41 protein-coding genes are annotated in these 24838 nt (G+C 37.5%); 4 read left to right on the forward strand and 37 right to left on the reverse strand.

Annotation, left to right across the window (positions count from 1 at the left end):
* Positions 1-240: 240 nt before the first annotated feature.
* The 3 genes from HFC68_RS05700 (at position 241) to HFC68_RS09345 (ending at position 4295) form a co-directional block, all read left to right on the forward strand.
* The gene (locus tag HFC68_RS05700; protein WP_011673645.1) at positions 241-3093 is read left to right on the forward strand and encodes a DUF3427 domain-containing protein; all 2853 of its coding nucleotides are present in this window, start codon (positions 241-243) and stop codon (positions 3091-3093) included.
* A 54-nt stretch (positions 3094-3147) separates the two neighbouring features.
* Positions 3148-3720, forward strand: coding sequence for a DUF4767 domain-containing protein (locus HFC68_RS09340; protein ID WP_011673646.1), 573 nt, complete (start codon positions 3148-3150; stop codon positions 3718-3720).
* A 137-nt stretch (positions 3721-3857) separates the two neighbouring features.
* Entirely contained in the window at positions 3858-4295 is a 438-nt protein-coding gene (locus HFC68_RS09345; protein WP_011673647.1) for a hypothetical protein, read from the forward strand.
* Between the two features lie 71 nt (positions 4296-4366).
* Here the strand turns inward: HFC68_RS09345 and HFC68_RS05710 are convergent, their stop codons facing one another.
* The gene (locus HFC68_RS05710) at positions 4367-4849 is read right to left on the reverse strand and encodes a DNA starvation/stationary phase protection protein (RefSeq protein WP_002833369.1); all 483 of its coding nucleotides are present in this window, start codon (positions 4847-4849) and stop codon (positions 4367-4369) included.
* Between the two features lie 269 nt (positions 4850-5118).
* A complete protein-coding gene (locus HFC68_RS05715) occupies positions 5119-5385 on the reverse strand; it encodes a helix-turn-helix domain-containing protein (protein ID WP_002833368.1) in 267 nt (88 codons plus the stop codon).
* 157 nt (positions 5386-5542) lie between these two features.
* Here HFC68_RS05715 and HFC68_RS05720 point away from each other — a divergent pair, with 157 nt between their 5' ends.
* Positions 5543-5749, forward strand: a complete 207-nt coding sequence (locus HFC68_RS05720; protein WP_011673648.1) for a helix-turn-helix domain-containing protein — start codon at positions 5543-5545, stop codon at positions 5747-5749.
* A 595-nt stretch (positions 5750-6344) separates the two neighbouring features.
* Here HFC68_RS05720 and rpsI read toward each other — a convergent pair.
* From rpsI to rpsJ, 35 genes are all read right to left on the reverse strand, one after another.
* On the reverse strand, positions 6345-6737 hold the full coding sequence (gene rpsI / locus HFC68_RS05725) for a 30S ribosomal protein S9 (RefSeq protein WP_002833359.1): 393 nt from the start codon (positions 6735-6737) through the stop codon (positions 6345-6347).
* A gap of 14 nt (positions 6738-6751) precedes the next feature.
* The gene (gene rplM, locus HFC68_RS05730) at positions 6752-7195 is read right to left on the reverse strand and encodes a 50S ribosomal protein L13 (RefSeq protein ID WP_002833358.1); all 444 of its coding nucleotides are present in this window, start codon (positions 7193-7195) and stop codon (positions 6752-6754) included.
* A gap of 125 nt (positions 7196-7320) precedes the next feature.
* A complete protein-coding gene (gene truA, locus HFC68_RS05735) occupies positions 7321-8067 on the reverse strand; it encodes a tRNA pseudouridine(38-40) synthase TruA (protein WP_011673649.1) in 747 nt (248 codons plus the stop codon).
* A 2-nt stretch (positions 8068-8069) separates the two neighbouring features.
* Entirely contained in the window at positions 8070-8870 is an 801-nt protein-coding gene (locus HFC68_RS05740; RefSeq protein WP_011673650.1) for an energy-coupling factor transporter transmembrane protein EcfT, read from the reverse strand.
* Positions 8863-9732 carry an energy-coupling factor ABC transporter ATP-binding protein gene (locus HFC68_RS05745; RefSeq protein WP_023440647.1) on the reverse strand — a complete coding sequence of 290 codons (870 nt, stop codon included), beginning with the start codon at positions 9730-9732 and terminating at the stop codon, positions 8863-8865. Before HFC68_RS05745 ends, HFC68_RS05740 begins: the two co-directional genes overlap by 8 nt.
* A complete protein-coding gene (locus HFC68_RS05750) occupies positions 9708-10550 on the reverse strand; it encodes an energy-coupling factor transporter ATPase (RefSeq protein WP_002833354.1) in 843 nt (280 codons plus the stop codon). The genes HFC68_RS05745 and HFC68_RS05750 overlap by 25 nt, the downstream gene beginning before the upstream one ends.
* 184 nt (positions 10551-10734) lie before the next feature.
* Entirely contained in the window at positions 10735-11118 is a 384-nt protein-coding gene (gene rplQ / locus HFC68_RS05755; RefSeq protein ID WP_002833353.1) for a 50S ribosomal protein L17, read from the reverse strand.
* A gap of 21 nt (positions 11119-11139) precedes the next feature.
* Positions 11140-12084 (reverse strand): DNA-directed RNA polymerase subunit alpha, encoded by a 945-nt coding sequence (locus tag HFC68_RS05760; protein ID WP_002833352.1) that lies wholly within the window; start codon positions 12082-12084, stop codon positions 11140-11142.
* Between the two features lie 83 nt (positions 12085-12167).
* On the reverse strand, positions 12168-12557 hold the full coding sequence (rpsK, locus tag HFC68_RS05765; protein ID WP_002833351.1) for a 30S ribosomal protein S11: 390 nt from the start codon (positions 12555-12557) through the stop codon (positions 12168-12170).
* Between the two features lie 20 nt (positions 12558-12577).
* Positions 12578-12943, reverse strand: coding sequence for a 30S ribosomal protein S13 (gene rpsM, locus HFC68_RS05770; protein ID WP_002833350.1), 366 nt, complete (start codon positions 12941-12943; stop codon positions 12578-12580).
* A gap of 24 nt (positions 12944-12967) precedes the next feature.
* Positions 12968-13087: a 50S ribosomal protein L36 gene (gene rpmJ / locus HFC68_RS05775; protein WP_011673652.1), complete on the reverse strand. Its 120-nt coding sequence runs from the start codon at positions 13085-13087 to the stop codon at positions 12968-12970.
* A gap of 27 nt (positions 13088-13114) precedes the next feature.
* Positions 13115-13333 carry a translation initiation factor IF-1 gene (infA, locus tag HFC68_RS05780; protein ID WP_002833349.1) on the reverse strand — a complete coding sequence of 73 codons (219 nt, stop codon included), beginning with the start codon at positions 13331-13333 and terminating at the stop codon, positions 13115-13117.
* A 151-nt stretch (positions 13334-13484) separates the two neighbouring features.
* Entirely contained in the window at positions 13485-14144 is a 660-nt protein-coding gene (locus HFC68_RS05785) for an adenylate kinase (protein ID WP_167399721.1), read from the reverse strand.
* A 32-nt stretch (positions 14145-14176) separates the two neighbouring features.
* On the reverse strand, positions 14177-15475 hold the full coding sequence (gene secY, locus HFC68_RS05790) for a preprotein translocase subunit SecY (RefSeq protein ID WP_002833347.1): 1299 nt from the start codon (positions 15473-15475) through the stop codon (positions 14177-14179).
* On the reverse strand, positions 15475-15909 hold the full coding sequence (gene rplO, locus HFC68_RS05795; RefSeq protein ID WP_002833346.1) for a 50S ribosomal protein L15: 435 nt from the start codon (positions 15907-15909) through the stop codon (positions 15475-15477). Before rplO ends, secY begins: the two co-directional genes overlap by 1 nt.
* Before the next feature lie 27 nt (positions 15910-15936).
* A complete protein-coding gene (gene rpmD, locus HFC68_RS05800) occupies positions 15937-16119 on the reverse strand; it encodes a 50S ribosomal protein L30 (RefSeq protein WP_002833345.1) in 183 nt (60 codons plus the stop codon).
* A 13-nt stretch (positions 16120-16132) separates the two neighbouring features.
* Positions 16133-16636 carry a 30S ribosomal protein S5 gene (rpsE, locus tag HFC68_RS05805; protein WP_002833344.1) on the reverse strand — a complete coding sequence of 168 codons (504 nt, stop codon included), beginning with the start codon at positions 16634-16636 and terminating at the stop codon, positions 16133-16135.
* A gap of 21 nt (positions 16637-16657) precedes the next feature.
* Positions 16658-17023 carry a 50S ribosomal protein L18 gene (gene rplR, locus HFC68_RS05810; RefSeq protein ID WP_029258104.1) on the reverse strand — a complete coding sequence of 122 codons (366 nt, stop codon included), beginning with the start codon at positions 17021-17023 and terminating at the stop codon, positions 16658-16660.
* 43 nt (positions 17024-17066) lie between these two features.
* On the reverse strand, positions 17067-17603 hold the full coding sequence (gene rplF / locus HFC68_RS05815; protein ID WP_002833341.1) for a 50S ribosomal protein L6: 537 nt from the start codon (positions 17601-17603) through the stop codon (positions 17067-17069).
* Between the two features lie 25 nt (positions 17604-17628).
* On the reverse strand, positions 17629-18027 hold the full coding sequence (gene rpsH / locus HFC68_RS05820) for a 30S ribosomal protein S8 (RefSeq protein ID WP_011673654.1): 399 nt from the start codon (positions 18025-18027) through the stop codon (positions 17629-17631).
* A 35-nt stretch (positions 18028-18062) separates the two neighbouring features.
* Positions 18063-18248, reverse strand: a complete 186-nt coding sequence (locus tag HFC68_RS05825) for a type Z 30S ribosomal protein S14 (RefSeq protein WP_011673655.1) — start codon at positions 18246-18248, stop codon at positions 18063-18065.
* Between the two features lie 18 nt (positions 18249-18266).
* Positions 18267-18809: a 50S ribosomal protein L5 gene (gene rplE, locus HFC68_RS05830; protein ID WP_002833339.1), complete on the reverse strand. Its 543-nt coding sequence runs from the start codon at positions 18807-18809 to the stop codon at positions 18267-18269.
* Positions 18810-18836: 27 nt separating this feature from the next.
* On the reverse strand, positions 18837-19148 hold the full coding sequence (gene rplX, locus HFC68_RS05835; protein ID WP_002833338.1) for a 50S ribosomal protein L24: 312 nt from the start codon (positions 19146-19148) through the stop codon (positions 18837-18839).
* 32 nt (positions 19149-19180) lie between these two features.
* Positions 19181-19549, reverse strand: a complete 369-nt coding sequence (gene rplN / locus HFC68_RS05840; RefSeq protein WP_002833337.1) for a 50S ribosomal protein L14 — start codon at positions 19547-19549, stop codon at positions 19181-19183.
* 46 nt (positions 19550-19595) lie between these two features.
* The gene (gene rpsQ / locus HFC68_RS05845) at positions 19596-19862 is read right to left on the reverse strand and encodes a 30S ribosomal protein S17 (protein ID WP_002833336.1); all 267 of its coding nucleotides are present in this window, start codon (positions 19860-19862) and stop codon (positions 19596-19598) included.
* A 26-nt stretch (positions 19863-19888) separates the two neighbouring features.
* Positions 19889-20083: a 50S ribosomal protein L29 gene (gene rpmC / locus HFC68_RS05850; protein WP_002832266.1), complete on the reverse strand. Its 195-nt coding sequence runs from the start codon at positions 20081-20083 to the stop codon at positions 19889-19891.
* On the reverse strand, positions 20073-20507 hold the full coding sequence (gene rplP / locus HFC68_RS05855) for a 50S ribosomal protein L16 (protein WP_002833335.1): 435 nt from the start codon (positions 20505-20507) through the stop codon (positions 20073-20075). Before rplP ends, rpmC begins: the two co-directional genes overlap by 11 nt.
* Positions 20508-20509: 2 nt before the next feature.
* Positions 20510-21181 (reverse strand): 30S ribosomal protein S3, encoded by a 672-nt coding sequence (rpsC, locus tag HFC68_RS05860; protein ID WP_002833334.1) that lies wholly within the window; start codon positions 21179-21181, stop codon positions 20510-20512.
* 3 nt (positions 21182-21184) lie between these two features.
* Positions 21185-21541 (reverse strand): 50S ribosomal protein L22, encoded by a 357-nt coding sequence (gene rplV / locus HFC68_RS05865; protein ID WP_002833333.1) that lies wholly within the window; start codon positions 21539-21541, stop codon positions 21185-21187.
* Between the two features lie 12 nt (positions 21542-21553).
* Positions 21554-21835 (reverse strand): 30S ribosomal protein S19, encoded by a 282-nt coding sequence (gene rpsS / locus HFC68_RS05870; RefSeq protein WP_002833332.1) that lies wholly within the window; start codon positions 21833-21835, stop codon positions 21554-21556.
* 26 nt (positions 21836-21861) lie between these two features.
* Positions 21862-22710: a 50S ribosomal protein L2 gene (rplB, locus tag HFC68_RS05875; protein ID WP_002833331.1), complete on the reverse strand. Its 849-nt coding sequence runs from the start codon at positions 22708-22710 to the stop codon at positions 21862-21864.
* A 22-nt stretch (positions 22711-22732) separates the two neighbouring features.
* Positions 22733-23020 carry a 50S ribosomal protein L23 gene (gene rplW, locus HFC68_RS05880; RefSeq protein WP_011673656.1) on the reverse strand — a complete coding sequence of 96 codons (288 nt, stop codon included), beginning with the start codon at positions 23018-23020 and terminating at the stop codon, positions 22733-22735.
* On the reverse strand, positions 23020-23643 hold the full coding sequence (rplD, locus tag HFC68_RS05885) for a 50S ribosomal protein L4 (protein WP_002833329.1): 624 nt from the start codon (positions 23641-23643) through the stop codon (positions 23020-23022). Before rplD ends, rplW begins: the two co-directional genes overlap by 1 nt.
* Before the next feature lie 18 nt (positions 23644-23661).
* Positions 23662-24294: a 50S ribosomal protein L3 gene (gene rplC / locus HFC68_RS05890; protein WP_002833328.1), complete on the reverse strand. Its 633-nt coding sequence runs from the start codon at positions 24292-24294 to the stop codon at positions 23662-23664.
* A 26-nt stretch (positions 24295-24320) separates the two neighbouring features.
* Entirely contained in the window at positions 24321-24629 is a 309-nt protein-coding gene (rpsJ, locus tag HFC68_RS05895; protein ID WP_002832277.1) for a 30S ribosomal protein S10, read from the reverse strand.
* Positions 24630-24838 lie beyond the last annotated feature (209 nt).

Genomic DNA, 24838 nt, shown 5'->3' on the forward strand with positions numbered 1-24838 from the left:
CTCTTATAAAGACACTTAGATTATTCTACATCTTTAACTACAACGTGTCCTAAATTCTTTATTTTTGTTATGTAACTGTAAAGACTATAAAGACGGATTAAAAGTTTTAACCGGCTAATTTTTATTGGGTTAAAGGATTAAGTATCTTTTTTTAACAGTTTCCCTACTTTGGTATGCTTTTAAAGAATTATTGTTATAATTGTAAAAAACAGAACAAACGTTCCAATTAGGAGTTTATCTATGAATTTAAATACCAATTTTTCAAATTCAATTTTGTCAGCATTATTAGATAAAAATATCGCTACTAAAACTGAATTCACGCCACAACTAATTGCTAATGCTCCGCACGAAAAATTAAAGCATCACCTAGAGCAAGAATTGCGAACCTGTACGAGTTTTACTTTTGCTGTAGCATTTATTTCTAATGCAGTATTAACCGATTTAAAGGTAACCTTTGCTGATTTAGCCCGTCATCACGTTTCTGGAAGAATTATAACTTCAACTTATTTAAATTTTAATCAACCTAAAATTTTTGCGGAACTCCTAAAAATTCCCAATGTCGAAGTACGGATCGCCGACGCTGATAGTGACTTTCATGCCAAAGGATACATTTTTAATAAGTCTGACTATCAAACATTTTTAATCGGTAGCTCAAATTTGACCAGTAATGCCCTAATTCAAAACTATGAATGGAATCTCAAATTATCTTCAAAAACTGAAGGACGTTTAGCTGAACAAATCAATCAAGAAGTTGAGAAACAATGGCAAAAAGCCCAACCATTAAATCAAAAATGGATTGATCAGTATGCCAAATTTTATTCAGAAAATGTGTCTCTATCCAGCCCCACTACTCCATTCCAATTGGAAAATAAATCACCTTTAACGCCTAACCGAATGCAACAAGCAGCACTTAAAGCTTTGATTAATTTACGTTCAGAAGGTCAGAAGCGCGGATTAATTATCTCTGCTACCGGTACTGGCAAAACATACTTAGCAGCCTTTGATGTGCGTAATTATCGGCCTCGTAAATTTTTATTCGTGGTTCATCGGGAACAAATTCTCCGCAAAGCTTTACTTAGTTTTAAAAATGTCCTAGGCGGACCAGCGGACGACTACGGTATCCTCGCTGGTGGAACTAAAGAAATTGACCGAAAATACGTTTTTGCTACGATTCAAACCCTTTCTAGACCAGACATTTTAAATGAACTTAAGGCTAATACTTTTGACTATATTTTAATTGATGAAGCTCACAAAGCTGGTGCAGCTTCCTACCAGAAAATAATCAATCACTTCAAGCCTGAATTTCTATTAGGGATGACTGCCACACCTGAGCGAACAGATGATTTTAATATATACGAACTTTTTGATTATCACATTGCTTATGAAATCCGGCTTCAGGATGCCATTGAAGAAAAAATGTTGAGTGAATTTCATTACATTGGAATTACTGACTATGAGTATGAGGGACAAGTCATCACAGATAATACGCCTCTGAAACACTTAGTTTCTAGGGAGCGCATGGATTATGTAGAACAACAAATTGATTACTACGGACATGATGGCGATCAGGTTTATGGTCTAATTTTTTGTAGTAGAACTGAAGAAGCCCACGAAGTAGCCCAAATTATGACGCAAAAAGGTCATCCAACCGTTGCACTAACTGGTGAGGACTCTGTGGATAATCGTGAAGCAACTATCAAAAAGTTTGAGAACGGCGAAATAGAATACCTTGTTACTGTTGATATTTTTAATGAAGGTATTGATATACCTAAAATTAATCAAGTTATTATGCTTAGGAATACAGAATCTAGCATTATCTTTATTCAGCAACTAGGTCGTGGCTTGCGTAAAAGTGAAGGTAAGGACTTTGTCACCATTATTGACTTCATTGGAAATTACCAGAATAATTATATGATTCCTATTGCCCTTACTGGTGATCAAACGTTAAACAAAAATAGCCTTCGTAACAAAATATCTATTAATCAAACGGTCGGACTTTCTTCTATTAATTTTAGTGAAATTGCGCGAGAACAAATCTATAATTCCATCAATAATAGTAATTTGACCCTCCTCACGAAGTTACGTGCTTCATACATCGACTTGAAAAACAAACTTGGTCGAGTTCCTTTACTGGTTGATTTTCAAAAGTACGGCTCTACCAATGCTCAAATTTTTGTGGATAAATATGAGAATTATCATCAATTTTTGTTTAAAATGCATGACCAGCAGGCGTTAACTACGCTCGAGGATAGCTTTCTGCGCTTAATTTCGCGAGAATTTTTAAACGGCATGCGTGTTCATGAATTAATTTTATTACAGGATTTATTTACTAATAATGGTAAATATTCCAAAAATGATTTAATCACCGAACTAAGTCAAATGGGTACTTATACTGATGTGGCAACTATTACCTCATTGGAAAAACATCTAGACTTAACTTATTATCAGCCTAATGACAGCAAAAAATATGGCAATACTGCCATGATAAATTTGGTTGAAAATACTTACCATTTGAATGAATCGATTTGGAATTCATATCAAAATAACTCCTACTTTAAAAAACTAGTCGACGACGTAATTACAACTGGATTAATTAATAGTAAGAACTATGATTTGAATACCAAATTTACACTCTATCAAAAATACACACGTCGCCAAGTCAACAGCTTGTTAGGCTGGCCTACAGACCAATCTTCCGCAATTTACGGTTATAAAGAAAAAATGGGATTTTGTCCTATGTTTGTTACTTACCAGAAACGAGCGGACATCCCTGATGAGTTAAACCATAACAACGTTTTCTATAATTCTTCTTTACTAAGTTGGTATACTAAAAGCCCTCGTCGTCTTGACTCTAATGAAGTAGTTCGTCTACTAGAAGGTAACCAAAATAACACGATTGATTTACTACTTTTTGTTAAAAAAAGTGACGATGAAGGCTCTGATTTTTATTATTTAGGACAAGTTGATTTCGATTCAGATTCAGTAGAACAACGATATCGCACCGTTAAAGGTAAAGAAAAACCCATTGTTAAAGCTAATTTGAAGCTCCGAACTGCAGTCAAATATGATTTATACTTAGATTTAATCGATTAACGTTTTGGAGTACAATGTTAGTAGCGTTAATTAAATCTTTTGGAGGAAATCAGTTTGAAAAATGCACATAATAAAATTACTTTAACGTTACTTTTAGGGCTTTGTACCTTACTTCTGAGCGCCTGTGGGCAAAATACTACCAACGCTACTAGCAGTAATACTAAAACAACAGGCACCTCTTCTAACACAAAAAAGTACTCTACCGCTAAAAGTTTTTATTCAAAAAATTCTAGCAATCAAAGTTCGAGTGTCTGGAATGATACCAAGGATGATAAATTAGCTTCCTTCATGGTTACTTGGGGACAAACTATGAAACAAAGCTATACTCAATGTACTCCAGATAGAAATACAACATATACTGGTTTACATTATCCCAACGATTTTTCCGACAATAAAACTGCTTTTAGCAACCATAAGCTGTCTGCTGGCTGGTCGCCAGACGGTTCAAATAAATATAAGGTAAATGTGGTAGCAATTTATGAAGATACTAATGGTGGCTCAACCATTGGCGGGCGAATTTATCTATTTACCATTCAGGATCATACTCCTATTGTCTATTACACTGAACAAAATCAAGGAACTCCCGATGGATTAGTTCATTTGAACCTACTCAAAATACAGGTTTAAGTAACGGATTTAAAAATATTGTTAATAGCAAAAAAACGGCTACTCCAAAATCTGCAACCACTAAGTCATCTAATAAATCAGGTTCATCAGATACAACCGCAGATACAAATAATCAAAAATTTGTATTTCCTTCACGAATGCAAGGAACTTGGTATACGTACACTGATGGGGATAAAATTCAAACCGTTTCTTTTGATGGTAACCTTTGGAAAAGTATGGGGAAAACTGACAAAGCTTTCGAGGCTTCAAAACATCCCTCAGAAATTACTTACAATACTAATGATACTAGTAAGGATAACTGGGTTGTTGCGACGTTTATGGAAAGTAATGATGGTATCTTTAAAGGAGACGAAAATCCCTCTAGGATAGTAAACATCCGAGGCTGGTACCAAGGCAGTGGAGATGGAACTTATTACTATAACACTACTCAAACTGTGGACGGTAAAAAAATTGAAGTACTGACGGAAGCCGGTGGTGCAATGATAGCCACTACTGCTCATTATTATAAATCTCCAGCGCTTGCTAAAGAATATGCATCAAATGATTACTACGCTGATCATCATGGAGATGATTAAAATATCAATTCAATCTAAAAGGCTTAGCTGTTTTTCAACGGCTAAGCCTTTTCAATTATTTATAAAAAATTCTATTTATCTAAAGGACCTTGGTTAAGATATGCACTAACCATCCAAATCCATTTATCAACTTCTGCCCTAAATCCGTTTAACATATCTTGAGTGGAGAAGTCCCGTTCTTCATCCGATACTTCCATACCAATCCGATACTGACTGGCAAGATACTTAAATTGATCATTAAGGCGTTGCATTAGTTCTGGTAATGAATATTGATTCCAAGTTATCTTTTCGTCGGGTAATCCGGTATGATCAATAAATTCATGCGTTGTAGCATATGGTGAACCACCCAGAGCAATTAAACGTTCAGCAATTTCATCAAGTTGTTCACCTAATTCTTCGTTATATTCATCCATTTGAGGATGTAATCTAAAGAATTCTGATCCACGCATATACCAATGAGTTTGCTGAATATTAGTTTCTAATTGACTAATATCTGCAATTAATTGATTGAGTTGTTCCATTGTCTTAGGAAATTGTGCTTTATGTTCTGACATTTTACATACCCCTTTCAAACTTATAACTTATCATCTACGCCTACAGTGTAAATGAAACTGTTTTCTATTTCAAAGAATATGAATTTTATTCTAAAAGCTTTTAAACATTAGCAATCTTCTTTGTATTTCTTTCAGTTAGACTTAGTAAAATTATTCCATTAGTCGCCATTATTCTCAAAAAGAGTTTTTTAGTTATATAAAAGTCAGTTAATCGATAGCATGTATTTAAAACCTATGCTATAGTGCTCTTGTAGCACTATGCTGATAATTTATTTTTTATTACTATTTTTTATCTTTATGATTTTTTCAACTTCTTTCCGAGCAAGTTCATTTAAATCAATATCTAAATAAACCGATAGTGCAAACATTGCTTTTATTGACATTCGTCTTGGCAATGGAGTCAACTCATCCTCATAACGAGATAACATACTAGTTGATATATCAATTCCATATTCATCATGGATTTTGCGAATTAATTCAATTTGGCTCATTTTACGTTCTTCACGAGCCTTTCTTAAAACCGAGCTAAAAATCAAGGACGGAATCCTCCTTTATATTCGAATGTTTCAATTTCAGTACACACATTTTAATTAAAGCATAACAAATATTGAAAAGGATACCCTTAAGTATTATAATTCCATGGGAGGAATCTCTATAAGGAGTATATAAAAATATAATAGGATGGTGAAATATATGAATGACGATGCCCAAGCTTCGCAAGGAGTATTAAAACACCTAAAAGCTAAGCAAATAAAACAAGAAGACGTGGCAAATTACCTCGGTATCAGTCGCACGACCTTAAATCGAAAATTAAATGGTTCAAGTGAGTTTAAAATTTCTGAAATCAAATTAATTCATAAACAATACAATGTTCCTTTAAGTTTATTTTTCGAAGAATAGTAGGTCTTTAAAAAAAGTTTGTCATAGATCAATCTCTGGTATAATCCTATATCAATACCCCTTAAAAAATATAAAAATACAATTGCAGTGATACTGTCCGAAGTTATTAAAAAGTAAGTACCCCAGCTTACTTCCCCATCTCGAATTAACGTATATACTTCTTTTATCACTGCAATTAATAACCCCCACGGATCGTTGTGCATCGATTCATGGGGGTTATTGTACTAAAAATTAAACAAATTTACATTACTATTATAAAGCTCATAATGCCCGTTATATCCTGTGAACTTTAATTATAATGTTACTAGAAAACGTCAAGCAAGCTTAATTATATTTCATTTGAAATTGCGCTCGGTGAGAAAGTAAGAGTTTTAAAATGACAATGAAATTTATACTGCTATCATATGATATATCTAAAAAAAGGATTGACCTCTATATTACAATAGAGATCAATCCTTTTTACTATAATTTCAAAATTAGCAATCACTAAATTTTAGAATAAACTACTAAATAAAATATTTGATATTTCTTAGATTACATCTTAAACAAAAAAACACTCTCCCAAAGGAAAGTGTTTTGAACGAAAATATAAATATTAACGTTTTGAGAATTGAGCTGCCTTACGAGCTTTCTTAAGACCGTATTTCTTACGTTCCTTCATACGAGGGTCACGTGTAAGAAGACCAGCTTTCTTCAAAGGTGCACGGAAATCAGGATCAACATCCAAAAGTGCACGAGCGATACCATGACGGATAGCTCCAGATTGTCCTGAGAATCCACCACCATTAACGTTAGCAATAACGTCATAGTTACCGTTTGTTTCAGTTACACCAAATGGTTGTACAACTACTTGACGTAAGTTTGCAAATGGAATGTATTCTTCGATTGGACGATCATTTACTGTGATTTTACCGGTTCCCGGTACAAGACGTACACGAGCAACGGAGTTTTTACGACGGCCAGTGCCGCGATATTGTGCTTCAGCCAAAATTCAATTCCTCCTTAAATTAAGTTCGTGATGTCAAGCTTTTCTGGATTTTGAGCTTGTTGGTTATGTTCTGAACCTGCATAAACATGCAACTTCAAAGCTTGCTTACGACCAAGAGTGTTGTGTGGAAGCATACCCTTAATTGATGTTTCAATCAAACGTTCAGGTGTCTTTTCACGCATTTCACCAGCAGTCTTAGACTTAATACCACCTGGATGTAATGTATGGTGATAGTAAATCTTACCAGTAGCCTTACGACCAGTTAATTTAATTTTTTCAGCATTGATAACGATAACGAAGTCACCTGTATCCACATTAGGAGTGAATGTTGGTTTGTTCTTACCACGCAAAATAGATGCAACTACTGTTGAAAGACGTCCCAAAGGAATGTCTGTAGCATCAACGATGTACCATTTACGTTCTACTTCACCTGGTTTAGCCAAATATGTTGTACGCACTTGAATTTCCTCCAATTTCTGTTTTGTTTAACTCAACTTTAATAAGTTTCCGGGGCTTATTTTGTGGAGGTAAACAATACCAACTTCCATTATATTAACAGTCCCTATTAAAGTCAATCAAAAATCTAATAATCTACTTCTTTTAAATATAGCCCGCTAGCAGGTGCTGTCCCCCGGGCCTGATTTCGGTCCTTAACTTCAAAGAGACGTGGTATATCATCTGCTGGACGACGTTTACTACCTATTTCAACTAAAACTGCCACCATAATTCGAACCATGTTGTATAAGAAGCCATTGCCATAAAATTCAAACACGATTTCATTTTGTTTTTTATCTTCCCATACTTTAGCTTCATAAATGGTTCGAACATGATCTTTTACGGTACTCCCTGATGCAACAAAACTCGAAAAATCATGAGTACCTTCTAAATCTTTAATCGCTTTTTGGATTAACCCAATATTAATGGGGAATTTCCAATGGCCTGTATAATTTCTTTTAAACGGGTCTACGAATTGTCCCAAAGCCATTCGATACTGATACTTTTTACCATGTGTGGTAAAACGCGCATGAAATGTTTCATCAACTATTTCAACCTTTTTTACTTGCATATCTAATGGTAATTGACTATTTAATGCGTGTAGCATGCTACGTTCTGACATTTCAATGGATAAATCAAAATGAACCACTTGTCCTAAAGCATGTACTCCAGCATCTGTACGTCCTGATCCATAAACTGAAATTTCCGGGGTTGGATTTTTAGCTATTTTATTAACTATTCTTTTTAAGACCCCTTCCACAGTTCGCTGATTAGGTTGCATTTGAAAACCTGCAAAATTAGTCCCGTCATAAGCTAATATTATTTTATATCGCATTACTAACTCCAATTTCTGAGTACCATAATCAATGCTACAGAAACCATCATGAATATCGTACCTATTATGTCATTTTTTGTATAATTTAAAACTCGATACTTACTGCGGCCTTCGCCGCCCTGGTAGCCACGAGATTCCATCGCTGTAGCTAATTCTTCAGCCCGATTAAACGCACTTTCAAAAAGAGGAATCAATATTGTAACTAACTTTTTTAATCTGGCCATAATTGATCCCGAACTAAAATTAGCTCCTCTTGAGCGTTGGGCATTCAAGATTTTTTCTGTCTCGTCTATTAATGTTGGAACAAATCTTAATGCAATTGATAGCATTAACGCCATTTCATAAACAGGAAAATGAATCTTTTTAAGTGGCATAAAAAGTGACTCGATTGCTCCTGATATCTCTAGTGGTGATGTTGATAAAGTTAATACCGTTGATACCAGAATAATCAGGACAAATCGGATTGCAATGTAAACAGCATTTAACAGACCATCACTCGTGATAGATAATATTCCCCAATGCCAATAGACGTGTCCTCCGACGCCGAAGAAGACCTGAATCACAACGGTTAATAGAATTACTCCAATTAATGGTTTAACGCCGTCCCAGAAGAATTTAGGAGCTATTCCTGATGAAGCAATGATAGTCAAAGCAATTATAAAACTAACCGCATATGCTGACCATGAATTAGCCATAAAAACAGCCACAATATAGATCAAACTCAAAATCAATTTAGCGCGCGGATCCATTCGATGTACAAATGAGGTGCCGGGGACATAACGACCAAATAGAATTTTATTCATGACTTGGCCTCCTATCTTTGACATTAACAATCTGATGTACTAGATCACTAATATCAAGTGGCATTTTATCAAATTTAACTCCCCTATCAGCTAACTTACTGGCAAAATTTGCTGCTTTAGGTAATCCTAGTTGATGTTTTATTAGCCACTTAGTGTCTCGAAAAACTTCAACCGGAGCACCATTCTTAACAATCTGTCCTCCATCCATCACAATGACATTATCTGCATAATTTGCCACATCATCCATTTGATGGGTTACTAATAGAATGGTAAGTTGCTCTTTATGATGTAATTCATTAAAAAGTTCCATCATTTCAAATCTTCCTTGAGGGTCTAATCCAGCGGTCGGTTCATCTAAAATAAGGATTTTAGGATTAGTTGCCAACACACCTGCAATTGCTACTCTTCGCATTTGTCCACCAGAAAGTTCAAACGGTGACTTCTGCCAAAATTCTTCTGGTAGCTTAACTTTTTGTAATGCATCTTTGGCTCGATTCGTAGCTTCTGTATCTGATACTCCAAAGTTCAATGGCCCAAACTTAACATCATCAACTACCGTTTCAGCAAAAAGTTGGCTTTCAGGAAATTGAAAAACAATCCCTACATGTTGGCGTAAGGAAACTAATTGTTTATTTTTAGTATTAGCATTAATTATTTGTCCATCGACATTGACCAAGCCCTTGGTTGGTCGTAAGAGTCCATTAACATGTTGAATCAGCGTCGACTTGCCACTTCCCGTATGACCAATAATAGCAGTATATGATCCATCAGGAATCGTTAAATTAATGTTTCTTAAAGATAGATTTTCAAACGGAGTATGCGCTTGGTAAACAAAATCTACGCTTTCAAAAGCAATTGACATAGCCATTCCTCCAAATCATTTTCATCCATTCGTAATTCTACTGGAGGATGAATTCCTTGTTCGACTAAGGCATCAAATAAATGTGCATTAAATGGTTTTTCTAAGCCGGTTAACTTTAACATTTCATCATCATTAAATACTTTTTTAGGAGCACCAGATTCGACGATTTTACCATCATTTAAGACAATGACATGATCTGATAGCATAGCCTCACTTACATCGTGCGTTATAGAAATGACCGTAATATCATTTTCCTGGTGAATTTCATTAATTAAATTAATTATTTCATAGCGTCCTTGAGGGTCAAGCATGCTTGTAGCTTCGTCTAAGATAATGATTTCAGGTTTTGAAGCTAATACCCCAGCGATAGCTACTCGTTGCTTTTGTCCACCAGATAATTGGTCAGGTTGTCTCTCTTTAAAATCTTCCATTCGAACTTTTTTTAAGACATTATTGACAATCTTATGCATCTTGTCAGTTTCAATGCCTAAATTTTCTAAGCCAAATGCGACATCATCTTCGACCGTTGCTCCAACAAATTGATTGTCAGGATTTTGGAAAATCATACCAATTTTCTTACGAATGTCCCAAACTGTATCATCGGATAAAATAATTCCATCTACATTAATTACACCCTCGTTATATGACATCAATCCATCAATTGAACGTGCTAAGGTACTCTTCCCACTCCCATTATGCCCAACAATTGAAGTCCAACTGCCCTTTTCAATAGAGAGCGAAACATTATCAAGTGCTTTTTTGTCACCACTATTTGCATATTTGTATGTAAGATTTTTTACGTCAATAATGTTATTCAAAGTCTCTTATCTCCCTAAACAATATGGACTTAATTCTATCATTCTATACAAAAAAAATCACTGAAGATAATGATAGCAAGTTAAAAACTCGCCGTGGGCTAGACTAGGATTTCTCCAACATCGTAACACCCTACCATTATCTTAAGTGATAGATTTTGTTATTATTAAAATCGTTTTAAATTAATTAATCAACTAATTCTAAAACAACCATTGGGGCACCGTCTCCACGGCGTGGCATCGTCTTGTAGATACGAGTATATCCACCTTTACGATCAGCATAACGTGGAGCTAAATCAGCAAACAATTTTTGAAGTGCTGAAGAAACTTTTACGTCCTCACCATCTTCAGTAACATCAGCAACAACATTACGAACGAATGCTGCAGCTTGACGACGTGCATGCAAGTCGCCACGTTTACCCAATGTGATCATTTTTTCAGTAGTAGAACGAACTTCCTTAGCGCGTGCTTCAGTAGTAACGATCTTTTCGTTAACAATTAATTCTGTTGTGAGATCGCGAAGCAACGCTTTACGTTGGGAGCTTGTACGACCTAATTTACGATAACTCATCTATGGGAACCCTCCTTATGATTAGTCTTCTGAACGGAAACCTAAGCCCAATAAACTAAGTTTCTCTTGGATTTCAACCAATGACTTACGTCCAAGATTACGAACTTTCATCATTTGAGCATCAGTGCGGTCAGTTAATTCTTGAACACTGTTAATACCTGCTCGTTTTAAGCAATTGTATGAACGGACCGAAAGATCTAATTCTTCAATTGTCATTTCAAGCATTTTTTCCTTGTGAGTTTCTTCTTTTTCAACCATAATTTCAGTCTCTTTAGCCTGATCATTAAGGTTAACAAAGATTGCAAGGTGTTCTGTTAAAATTTTAGCAGATAAACTTGTTGCCTCACTAGGAGTGATAGAACCATCAGTCCAAATATCGAGCGTAAGTTTATCATAGTCGTCTCGTTGACCAACACGAGTATTTTCAACTTGATAATTAACACGTTCAATTGGGGTATAAATAGAATCGATTGGTAATACACCGATTGGCATATCAACCTTTCGAGCCTTGTTTTCGTCCGCAGATGTATATCCACGGCCAGTGTCAGCAGTGAGTACTGCATGGAATGTAGTACCTTCAGCTACAGTACAGATTGGTAACTCAGGATTAAGAATCACTACGTCACCGTCTCCCATAATATCGCCAGCAGTTACATTAGCAGGTCCCGCAACATTGATTTCTAATGTTTTATCTTCATCAGATTCAATCTTCAACGAAACCTTCTTAAGATTCAAAATAATTTGTGTTACGTCTTCTACAACACCTTCAATGGTTGAGAATTCATGTAAAACACTATCAATTTGAACGCTAGTAATAGCTGCTCCTGGCAATGATGATAATAGGATACGACGAAGTGAATTACCAAGCGTTGTACCATATCCCCGTTCTAAGGGTTCAATAACAAATCGGCCATAATTGTCATTTTCGTCAATTTTATGAATTTTTGGCTTCTCAAATTCGATCATTCTAATTTTTACCCCTTTCAAAACGCAGTCTGCATTTCGATTTTGAATGCATTATAAAGTTTGCCCTCAAACAGAACCGAACTCTATACACGACGGCGCTTTGGAGGACGAGATCCATTATGAGGAACTGGTGTAACATCACGAATTGCACTTACTTCAAGCCCAGTAGCTTGTAGTGCACGAATAGCAGCTTCACGACCTGAACCAGGTCCCTTAACAGCAACTTCAACATTCTTCATACCATGTTCCATAGCTGCTTTAGCAGCAGCTTCTGATGCCATTTGTGCGGCAAAAGGTGTAGACTTACGACTACCCTTAAATCCAAGAGCACCAGCAGATGACCAAGCAACTGCGTTACCTTGGGGATCTGTAATCATAACAAGAGTATTGTTGAATGTTGAATGGATATGTGCTACTCCAGATTCAATATTCTTTTTTACTCGACGTTTGCGAGTATTCTTTTTCGTTGCCATAAAAAGTTAGCCTCCTTTAATTATTTTTTTCTACCTGCGATAGAAACTTTCTTACCTTTACGTGTCCGAGCGTTATTCTTCGTATGTTGTCCACGAACTGGCAACCCACGACGATGACGCATACCACGGTATGAACCGATTTCTTGGAGACGCTTGATATTGAGACTAACTGTACGACGAAGATCACCTTCAACTAGATAGTTATCTACTTCTGCACGGATCTTGTCTTCTTGATCGGCTGTTAAATCACGAACGCGGATATCTTCTGATACTTCTGCGTCCTTTAAGATTTTTTGAGCGGTAGTGTTACCAATACCGAAAATATATGTCAAACCAATGACAATTCGCTTGTCACGTGGTAAATCAACACCTGCAATACGGGCCATTAAATTTCACCTCCAAGTATAATATTATTTTCCTTGACGCTGTTTGTGCTTAGGATTTGCTGAGCAAATTACCATAACGCGCCCTTTACGTCTAATGATTTTGCAATGTTCACACATTGTCTTAACTGATGGACGTACCTTCATGAATAAATCCTCCTAAACGAATAAAACTTATTTGAAACGATAGGTAATGCGACCTTTGGACAAGTCGTACGGTGACATTTCAACCGTAACCTTATCGCCAGGTAGAATTTTGATATAGTGCATGCGAATCTTTCCCGAAACATGAGCAAGAATTTCATGACCATTTTCAAGCTCTACTTTGAACATCGCATTAGGCATAGTTTCTTTAACTGTGCCCTCAATTTCAATGACATTATCTTTAGCCACTAAATTTGTGCCTCCCATTAACTTTTCTAATAGTAATAACCAACAAAAAGCCTCAAAATATGTATTTCGAAGCTAAACCTGAATTAGCTTACCATACGAAAAAACTATTTGCAAACAATGAACGTTATCTATAGTACCAACAAGCACGAAATTAGAGAGCCTCTAATACTTTTTTGACTTCAGAATAAACATCGTTGATATCCTGATCGCCATTAATGTTGTAAAGGAGATGCTTTTCTTCATAGTAAGAAATCAACGGAGTGTTAAGTTTAGTATTAACAGCAATGCGATTTTTTACAGTTTCTGGCTTGTCGTCCTCACGTTGGAAGAATTCGTGATGTCCGCAAACATCACAAGTTCCTTCAACCTTTGGTGGATTGTAAAGCTTATGATAAGTAGCTCCACAATTTTTACAAATAAATCTGCCAGATAGTCTTTCAACCAAAACTTCAGGATCAACATGAATGTTAATCACTGCTGTAAGTGGTTTGTTTAAACGAGATGTCATTTCATCTAGCGCCTTAGCTTGATCGATATTTCTAGGAAAACCATCAAGCATAAAACCATCGTTGACATCGTCCATTGCAAGACGATCTTCGACGATCCCGTTAGTTACACTATCGGGAGCAAGTTCACCCTTATCAATGAACTTCTTTGCTTCCACACCCATTTCGGTTTCATTTTTCATAGCTTCACGGAAAATGTCACCAGTTGAAATATGTGGAATTTTGAAATCCTCAATAATTCTCTGAGCCTGTGTACCTTTACCAGCACCTGGAAGACCCATCAAAACGAGGTTTAATTTACTCATTTGAAATTCTCCTTCATTGTTAAACTAACGAATTATTTTCGAATGAATCCAACGTATTCTCGTTTCATCATTAACCCTTCAAGTTGATTTGCCAACTCGATTGCTACACCAACAACAATCAAAAGACTTGTTCCACCTAAACCAATTGATTCGTCCAAACCAAAAATGTTTGAAGCAAGCAATGGAATTAAGGCAACCAAGCCAAGGAATAATGCCCCAACTACACTAAGTCTAATTAAAAGACCTGACATATAATCTTGGGTTTTCTTTCCCGGCCAAACTCCTGGAATATAACTGCCTTGTTTTTGTAAATTTTCAGCTAGTTTTTCAGGGTTAACCTGAACAAAAGCATAGAAGAACGTAAACAATACAATTAACACAGTATATAAGATGGCACCTTTAGTGGTTTGCATATTGAATACATCGTTTAAAACAGTGTACCAAGTATCATCAGAATGTGATGATGCAAAAGCCATTAAAATGGTTTGCGGTGTAGAAATAAAAGAACTAGCAAAGATAACTGGAATAACACCAGCTACGTTAACCTTAAGAGGTAAATAACTACTATCAGAAGCGCCAGAAGCTCTTCTTGTATATTGAATTGGAATTTTACGACTTGCTTGTTGTACCCATGTAACAAAAATTACAATGGCTAAAACTGCAAGGATAATTGCTCCAACAATAATAAAACTTTGCGTCCATTCGCTTTTCGCAGTATTAACAAACTGCTCAGTGTAAATTTGCTGAATCCCAACTGGTGTACGAGCAATGATACCTGCAAAGATAATCATTGATACTCCTTGTCCAATCCCACGTTCCGTAATCATGTCACCTAACCAGGTAGTTAACATAGTTCCGGCCGTAAGAATTAAACCAATCGTTAGAAAGGTTTGGACACTTGGTGATTCAACCAAATTCATCTGACTTAAATAATTAAAACCAGCTGTAATTCCGATTGATTGAGCAAAAGCAAGGACGATTGTTAACCATCTCGTAGCTTGATTAAGCTTTCGACGACCAACCTCACCTTGCTTACTCCATTCCACAAATTTAGGAACGATATCCATTTGTAGCAATTGTACAATAATTTGTGCTGTGATATATGGCGAAACCCCCATTGCGAAAATGGAGTAATTCGTTAATCCACCACCACTGAACGTATTCAAAATTCCAACTAATCCTGATGAAGACATGCTTTCCAATGCTTTCGCATTAACACCAGGAACAGTGATATATGATCCTAAACGAAATACAATCAAAATACCGAGTGTGAACAGAATCTTATTTCTAATATCCTTCACTTTTAAAGCATTTTTGACAGTCGTCAGCATTAAATCACCTCGGTTTTACCACCAGCAGCTTCGATTGCTTTTACAGCACTTTCAGAGAATTTGTTAGCTTTAACAGTAAGCTTCTTAGTAATTTCTCCATTACCAAGAACCTTAACACCGCTAAGTTGTTTACTAATGATACCAGCTTTAAGCAATGATTCTGGTGTTACTTCAGCACCTTCATCAAAAACGTTAAGAGCATCAAGGTTTACAATAGCAAATTCTTTACGGTTGATGTTTGTGAATCCACGTTTTGGAATTCGACGGTAAAGAGGCATTTGTCCACCTTCAAAACCTAAACGAACTTTACCACGTGCCTTTTGACCCTTTTGACCACGACCAGCAGTCTTACCTGTACCACTAGAAGTACCACGACCAATACGTTTACGGTTAGTGCGTGAACCTTCGCTAGGCATTAATTCATTCAACTTCATGCAAGGAAACCTCCAATCTTACAAAAATTATTTTACTTCTTCAACTTCAATTAAATGTGCAATGTGGAAAATAGCTCCACGAGTTGCCTCATTGTTAGGTAGGACTACAGAGCTATTTACTCGGCCAAGACCTAATTCCTTAACAATTGTTCTTTGTTTTGGGAGGCGATGTGCAGCACTTTTAATTAATGTAACTTTTAATTGTGACATCAGAATATCCTCCTTATTCAGCTAAATGATCGACTGAAACCCCACGAAGGGCAGCAACTTCTTCTGCATTACGCATGCTCTTAAGACCTTCGAAAGTAGCACGAACAACGTTAACAGCAGTGTTTGAACCCAAACGCTTACTTGTAACATCATCGATACCTGCTAATTCCATAACGGCACGAACAGCACCACCAGCAGCTACTCCAGAACCTTCAAGAGCTGGCTTCATCAGAATTCGTCCACCACCGTAAACACCGACGGCTTCGTGAGGGAGAGTTGTTCCAACAATAGGAACTTCAATCAAACTCTTACGTGCAGTTTCAACCGCTTTACGGATAGCTTCTGGAACTTCTTGAGCTTTACCAGTACCAAAACCTACATGACCGTTCTTGTCACCAACAACGACTAAAGCAGCAAAACGAAGACGACGTCCACCTTTAACAACCTTTGTAACACGGTTGATGGCAACTACGCGATCTTCAATTTCCAATTTTTCTGGATCGATAAATTTAGACATGTACGTATTTCCCTCCTATCCTTAAAATTTAAGTCCGTTTTCGCGAGCAGCTTCAGCTAAAGCTTGAACGCGACCATGATAGATGTATCCACCACGATCAAAAACGACATTTTCAATTTTCTTTTCAACAGCTCTCTTAGCAACTAAAGCACCAACTTGTGATGCTAATTCAGTCTTTGAGCCACCTGAAATTTCGCTATCTAATGTTGAGGCACTAACTAGCGTTACACCCGCTACGTCATCAATTACTTGAGCGTAGATGTTTTTGTTAGAACGGTATACATTTAAGCGTGGGCACTCTGCAGTACCAGAGATTTTTGAACGAACGCGTGCATGACGACGTTGACGTTTTTTGTTCTTATCTGGTTTAGAAATCAAAATTTTCACCTCATATTTTTTGAATCTCAGCTAATTATATCAAGCTGCGTGATTATTTACCTGTTTTACCTTCTTTACGGCGAACATATTCACCAACGTAACGAACACCTTTACCTTTATATGGTTCTGGTGAACGTACGGCACGGATTTCAGCAGCTAAATCACCAACACGTTGTTTGCTGATACCACTGATATTAATGTGTGTGTTGTCAGGAACTTCAACCTTAAGGTCTTCAGGAGTTTCCATTTCAACTGGGTTTGAATAACCTAAGTTTAAGATTAATGTCTTACCTTTAAGTTGTGCACGGTAACCAACACCAATTAGTTCAAGTTTCTTTTCAAAACCATTTACAACACCTTCAACCATGTTGTTGAAGTTAGCGCGTGTAGTACCATGTAATGCACGCATTTTGTTATTGTCGTTTGGACGATCAAATGATACAACGTTTCCGTCAACGGACATTGTAATATCTGAGCTCATTGTACGTGTTAATTCACCCTTAGGTCCTTTAACAGTTACGACGTTTCCGTCTTGTTTAATTTCAACACCAGCTGGAATTTCAACTGGTTTTCTACCGATACGGCTCATTGAACGGCACCTCCTTATCTAAAAATTACCAGATGTAAGCTAATACTTCTCCACCGATTTTCTTAGCACGTGCTTCTTTATCTGTGATGACACCTTCAGAAGTTGAAATGATTGCGATACCTAAACCATTCAACACCTTAGGAACTTCGTCAGATTTAACATATGAACGCAATCCAGGTTTTGAAATACGTTTCAAACCAGAGATAACTCGTTCGTTGTTCTTTCCATATTTTAGGAATACACGAATGATGCCTTGCTTGTCATCTTCAATATATTCAACATCCTTGATAAAACCTTCGTTCTTAAGAATTTCGGCCATATCTTTTTTGATTTTTGATGCAGGTACTTCTAAAGATTCGTGGCGAACCATGTTCGCGTTACGAATACGAGTAAGAAAGTCTGCAATAGGATCTGTCATAGACATTCAGTATTACCCTCCTTTGACTCTGATTTCTTTTTTTACCAACTAGCTTTCTTCATACCAGGAATTTGTCCTTCATGAGCTAATTCACGAAGGCAAATACGGCATAAATGGAATTTACGGTATACAGAGTGTGGACGGCCACAACGTTCGCAACGTGTGTATGTTTGTGTCGAGAACTTAGCAGGACGTTCACTCTTTACAACTAATGATTTTTTAGCCAATTTGTTTGCTCCCTTCGCTTACTTTTCAAATGGCATTCCGAATTGTGCCAATAGTTCACGTGATTCTTCATCTGTGTTTGCAGTTGTAACGATAACAATATCTAAACCACGAACACGGTTAACATTATCAAAATCGATTTCTGGGAAAATCAATTGTTCGCGTACACCTAATGTGTAGTTACCACGACCATCAAAGGCCTTGCTACTTACACCACGGAAGTCACGAACACGAGGTAATGAAACGTTAACTAACTTATCTAAGAAGTCATACATTCTTTCACCACGTAATGTAACCTTAGCACCAATTGACATACCTTCACGAAGACGGAATCCAGCGATTGACTTTTTAGCCTTTGTAACAAGTGGCTTTTGACCTGAAATAAGTTCCAATTCAGCAACTGCTTCATCTAAGTTCTTAGAGTTAGTAACTGCATCACCGACACCCATATTCAAAACGATCTTTTCAATCTTTGGTACTTGCATAACTGATGTATAGTCAAACTTTTTAACCAAATCAGGTGTGATTTCGTTAACGAATTTTTCTTTTAAACGATTTGCCATGAATATTATTTCCTCCCTTCGCTTAGATTATTTGTCGATACTCTCGCCAGATTTTTTTGATACTCGTACTTTCTTACCATCAACAGTTTTGAAGCCAACACGTGTTGGTTCATTTGTAGATGGATCGATAAGCATTACATTTGAAACATCCATAGGTGCTTCAACATCAAGAATTCCACCTTGAGGATTTGCATTGTTAGGCTTTTGATGTTTTTTAATCATGTTAAGGCCTTCAACAACAACACGGTTCTTTTTAGCAAGGGTTTGTTTAATAGTACCTTCCTTGCCTTTGTCTTTTCCGCTAATTACGCGAACTTTGTCGCCAACTTTTACGAACATTAATGGCGCACCTCCTTCGTTATGATGGTTGATTACAATACTTCAGGAGCCAAAGAAACGATCTTCATGTAGTCCTTGTCACGTAATTCACGTGCAACTGGGCCAAAGATACGAGTTCCTTGAGGGCTCTTATCATCTTTAATTAATACTGCAGCATTTTCGTCAAATTTGATGTATGAACCATCAGCACGGTGTGCACCTTGTTTTGTACGAACAACAACAGCTTTTACAACGTCACCTTTTTTGACAACGCCACCTGGTGTTGCTTGTTTAACAGTAGCAACGATAATGTCACCAATGTAACCAAATTTAACACGGGAACCACCCAATACTTTAATAACCAACAGTTCACGTGCTCCAGAATTGTCAGCAACTTTCAAACGACTCTCTTGTTGGATCACAGTTAGTGTCCTCCCTTCAATTTTGTATCAGAATACGAAACATGAGCTAGATAATAACCGCTTTTTCAACGATATCAAGCAAACGGAATCTCTTTGTAGCAGACAAAGGTCTTGTTTCCATAATTGTTACGATATCGCCCATCTTAGCAGCGTTGTTTTCATCATGTGCCTTATATTTCTTTGAGTACTTTACACGCTTACCGTAAACAGGATGTGTCTTGTAAGTATCGATTTGGACTGTGATAGTCTTATCCATCTTGTCAGAAACTACGCGTCCTTGGTAAACCTTTCGTGCGTTACGTTCTTCACTCATTGATTAAGTCCTCCCTTCGTATTCTTTTACTTGTTTAATTCTTGTTGACGTAGAGCAGTTTTGATTCGAGCAATGTTCTTACGAACAGCTTTAAGGCGAGCAGTGTTTTCAAGTTGACCTGTAGCCAATTGGAAACGTAGGTTGAATAACTCGTCCTTATACTCTTTTTCCTTATTGATCATTTCGTCAGTGGTTAATTCATTAATTTCTTTAGCCTTCATCTGATTCGCCACCTACTTCCTCGCGTTCGATAATCTTTGTCTTAACAGGAAGTTTCATTGCTGCCAAACGTAGAGCTTCGCGAGCAACTTCTTCAGGAACACCTGCAACTTCAAACATAACCTTTTCGCGTTTTACTGGTGCAACCCAGCCTTCTGGAGTACCTTTACCATTACCCATACGAACACCCACACCTTTAGATGTGTATGACTTATGAGGGAAAATCTTAATCCAAACTTTACCGCCACGTTTCATATAACGTGTCATAGCCACACGAGCAGCTTCGATTTGGCGGTTAGTAATCCATGATGAAGTTAATGCTTGTAAACCATATTCACCAAAAGCAACTGTTTTGCCACCTTTAGCAGCACCACGCATACGACCACGATGTTCGCGACGATGCTTTACTCTCTTAGGTACTAACATGCTTATTTCCCTCCTTGTTCTTTAGAGTTTTTCTTAGCGTCCTTTACTTCAGGTAAAATTTCGCCACGGTAGATCCATGTCTTAACACCAAGTTGTCCGTATGTAGTACGAGCTTCAACCCAAGCGTAGTCCACGTCAGCACGAAGTGTGTGAAGAGGAACCTTTCCTTCTGAGTAGCGTTCTACACGAGACATGTCAGCACCGTTTAAACGACCTGCAACTTGTGTTTTAATACCTTTAGCACCTGAGCGCATTGAGCGTTGCATTGCTTGCTTCATAGCACGACGGAATGCAACACGTCCTTCTAGTTGAGCAGCGATGTTTTCACCAACAAGTTTTGCTTCGAGATCAGGTTTCTTGATTTCGACAATGTTGATGTGAACACGTTTGCCAGTTAATTGATTTAGTTGATTACGCAACTTTTCAACTTCTGATCCACCTTTACCGATAACCATACCTGGTTTAGCAGTGTGAATTGAAATGTTAACACGATTTGCTGCACGTTCAATTTCAACAGTAGATACAGAAGCATCAGTAAGTTGCTTTGCGATAAATTCACGAATCTTGATATCTTCGGCTAAGAACTTTGAAAAGTCTTTATCAGCATACCATTTAGCTTGCCAATCACGAATGACACCAACACGGAATCCATTAGGATTTACTTTTTGACCCACGCGTTATCCCTCCTGTTTTTCTGATACTACAACTGTAATATGACTTGTACGTTTGTTAATTGGTGATGCAGAACCCTTAGCACGTGGACGGAAACGTTTTAACGTTGGTCCTTCGTTAACAAAGACTTTGCTAATTACCAAATCTTCACGATCCAAATCAAAGTTGTTTTCAGCATTCGCCACTGCAGACTTCAAAACCTTTTCAACAACAGGTGAAGCACTACGTGGTGTAAATTTTAAAATTGCAAAAGCTTCAGCGACACTTTTACCTCTGATAAGATCGACTACGAGACGAATCTTACGAGCGGCAATACGAACAGTCTTTGCAGTTGCCTGTGCAGATGTTACTTGTTCAGCCATGATTCATCCTCCTTACTTTCCAGATGTCTTTTTGTCGTCGCCACCGTGACCACGGAATGTGCGAGTTGGAACAAATTCGCCAAGCTTATGACCAACCATATCATCTTGGATATAAACTGGAACATGTTTTCTACCATCGTATACAGCGATTGTGCATCCGATGAAACTTGGAAAAATTGTTGAACGACGTGACCATGTCTTGATTACTGGCTTCTTGTCTTGATCTTTTTGTGCATCGACCTTCTTTAGAAGATGTTCATCAGCGAATGGTCCCTTTTTTAAACTACGACCCATTAATTTGACCTCCTTCGAAAACTGTTCTAGATGTTACCTAAGCGACCGCGCTTACGACCACGAACGATAAATTTGTTTGACTTGTTATGTTTGTTACGAGTCTTCTTACCGATTGTTTTCTTACCCCATGGAGAAAGAGGAGATGGACGACCGATAGGAGCCTTACCTTCACCACCACCATGTGGATGATCGTTAGGGTTCATTACAGAACCACGAACATGTGGACGTTGGCCAGCGTAACGTGTACGACCAGCTTTACCAACGTTAACTAGTTCATGTTCTTCATTACCAACAGCACCGATTGTTGCACGGTTTGTTGCAAGAACCATACGAACTTCAGAAGAAGCAAGACGGATAAGTACATACTTACCTTCTTTACCAAGTAATTGTGCTGAAGCACCAGCTGAACGAACAAGTTGTCCACCTTTACCTGGTTTTAATTCGATATTGTGGATAACAGTACCAACAGGAATATCCTTAAGTGGTAATGCGTTACCTACTTTGATATCAGCTTCTGATCCAGATTGAACCTTGTCGCCAACCTTCAAACCTTTAGGAGCAATGATATATGACTTAACACCATCAGCATAAACAAGCAAAGCAATGTTAGCTGTACGGTTTGGATCATATTCAATAGCTTTTACTGTAGCTGGTACATCATCTTTAATACGCTTAAAGTCGATGATACGGTATTGACGTTTGTTACCACCACCACGATGGCGAACAGTCATACGACCGTAGTTATTACGACCAGCAGTATGGCTTTGAGATTCCAACAATGACTTTTCTGGACTCTTCTTTGTGATTTCAGAGTAGTCCAATTGTGTCATGCCACGACGGGCATTTGTAGTTGGTTTAAATTTCTTAATCCCCACGTTGTTTTCCTCCTATATTTATTTATTCTTCACCAAATAATTGGATTTCTTTTGAATCTGCAGAAAGTTGCACGATTGCCTTACGACGCTTCTTTGTGTAACCAGCGTAACGGCCTTGGCGCTTCAACTTACCTTTAACATTCATAATGTTGATCTTAATAACTGTAACTTCAAAGATCTCTTCGATAGCTTTTTTAACTTGAGTCTTTGTAGCACGTGGATCTACATCAAATGTGTAACGTTTGTTATCGATTAACGCCATTGATGCTTCTGTAACAACAGGGCGTAGAATAATATCACGTGATTCCATTATGCTAGAGCCTCCTCTACTTGAGAAAGAGCCTTTTGTGTAATGACAAGTTTGTCGCTATTCATAATATCTAAAACATTGATACCTTCAGGTTCAACGATTTTTACATTAGATAAATTACGAGCAGCCAATACAGCACTTTCGTTATCTTCTTCAAGAACTAATAGAGCTTTTTTATCAACATTAAGGTTACCTAATGATTGAGCAAAGTCCTTAGTCTTTGGAGTTTCGAACTTGAATTCATCAACGACTACAAGGCTTTCATCCAATACCTTTTGTGAAAGTACTGACTTCAATGCCAAGCGACGCATTTTCTTAGGAATGCTGTATGCATATGAACGAGGAGTTGGTCCAAAGACAATTCCTCCACCACGCCATTGTGGTGAGCGAATTGAACCTTGACGAGCACGTCCAGTACCTTTTTGACGCCATGGTTTTCTACCACCACCACGTACAGCACTACGATTCTTTACTGCGTGTGTACCTTGACGCATAGATGCACGTTGCATAACTACTGCTTCAAAGACTACATCGTTGTTAGGTTCGATACCGAAAATATCGGCATTTAATTCAACGTCACCATTTTTAGTTCCGTCTTGTTTGAATAATGATACGTTAGCCATTTATATGGTCCTCCTCTCTTATTTAGTATTCTTTACAGTACTTTTAACAACTAAGTATGACTTCTTAGCGCCAGGTACATTACCCTTAACTAGTAATACGTTGTTTTCTGTATCTGCTTTAACGATTTCAAGATGTTGAATTGTTACTGTTTTGTTACCCATGCGACCTGGTAATTTCTTTCCTGGGAATACGCGGTTAATAACTGCCCCAAGTGAACCAGGACGACGGTGATAACGAGAACCGTGCGCCATCGGACCACGACGTTGACCGTCTTTTTTGATAACACCTTGGAAACCATGTCCCTTAGTAGTACCAGTTACGTCGACGATTTCGCCTGCTTCAAAAATGTCAGCTGCGATTGTGTCTCCAACTTTGACGTCCCCAAGCTCAACATTTCTGATTTCGTGAATGAAGCGCTTAGGATTTGTATTTGCTTTTGCTACGTGGCCTTGTTCAGGTTTGTTGCTCAAAACTTGACGTTTGTCGTCAAAACCTAATTGAACTGATGAATAACCATCATTTTCAACTGTCTTGAGTTGTAATACAACGTTAGGAGTTGTATCGATTACTGTAACAGGAATTAATTCTCCAGCTTCAGTAAAAACCTGTGTCATTCCGACCTTTTTACCTAAGATTCCTTTTGTGGTCATTAGTACACCTCCGTTTATACTTTAAATTATAGTTTGATTTCGATATCTACACCACTTGGCAAGTCAAGCTTCATCAATGAATCCACTGTCTTTGGTGTTGGGTTAACGATATCGATCAATCGTTTGTGCGTACGCATTTCGAACTGTTCACGAGCCTTCTTAAACTTATGTGGAGAACTCAAAACAGTATATACTGTGCGTTCTGTTGGCAATGGGATTGGACCCGAAATTGTTGCACCAGTACGTTTTGCTGTTTCAACAATCTTGTCAGCAGATTGATCTAAGATACGGTGTTCGTATGCCTTTAGGCGGATACGAATTTTTTGTTTTGCCATTGTGTTACCTCCTTCGTCTATTTTAAAAATAAGACTTGCTCCGTGAAAATTACCGCCACACCCTGTGGCAAAGCGGCCGGGTGTGTCGCAACCTTTCACATCAACGCTATGCTTATACACCACCGTTTAGAGAGCATAATGCTCCCTCGTTTGAAAACGGTACTTGATAATAATACATGATAATCAGCGTTATGACAAGGGTTTTGAGA

This window comes from Pediococcus sp. EKM201D (assembly GCF_011800215.1).
In the GTDB taxonomy this organism is placed as follows: Bacteria; Bacillota; Bacilli; order Lactobacillales; family Lactobacillaceae; genus Pediococcus; species Pediococcus pentosaceus.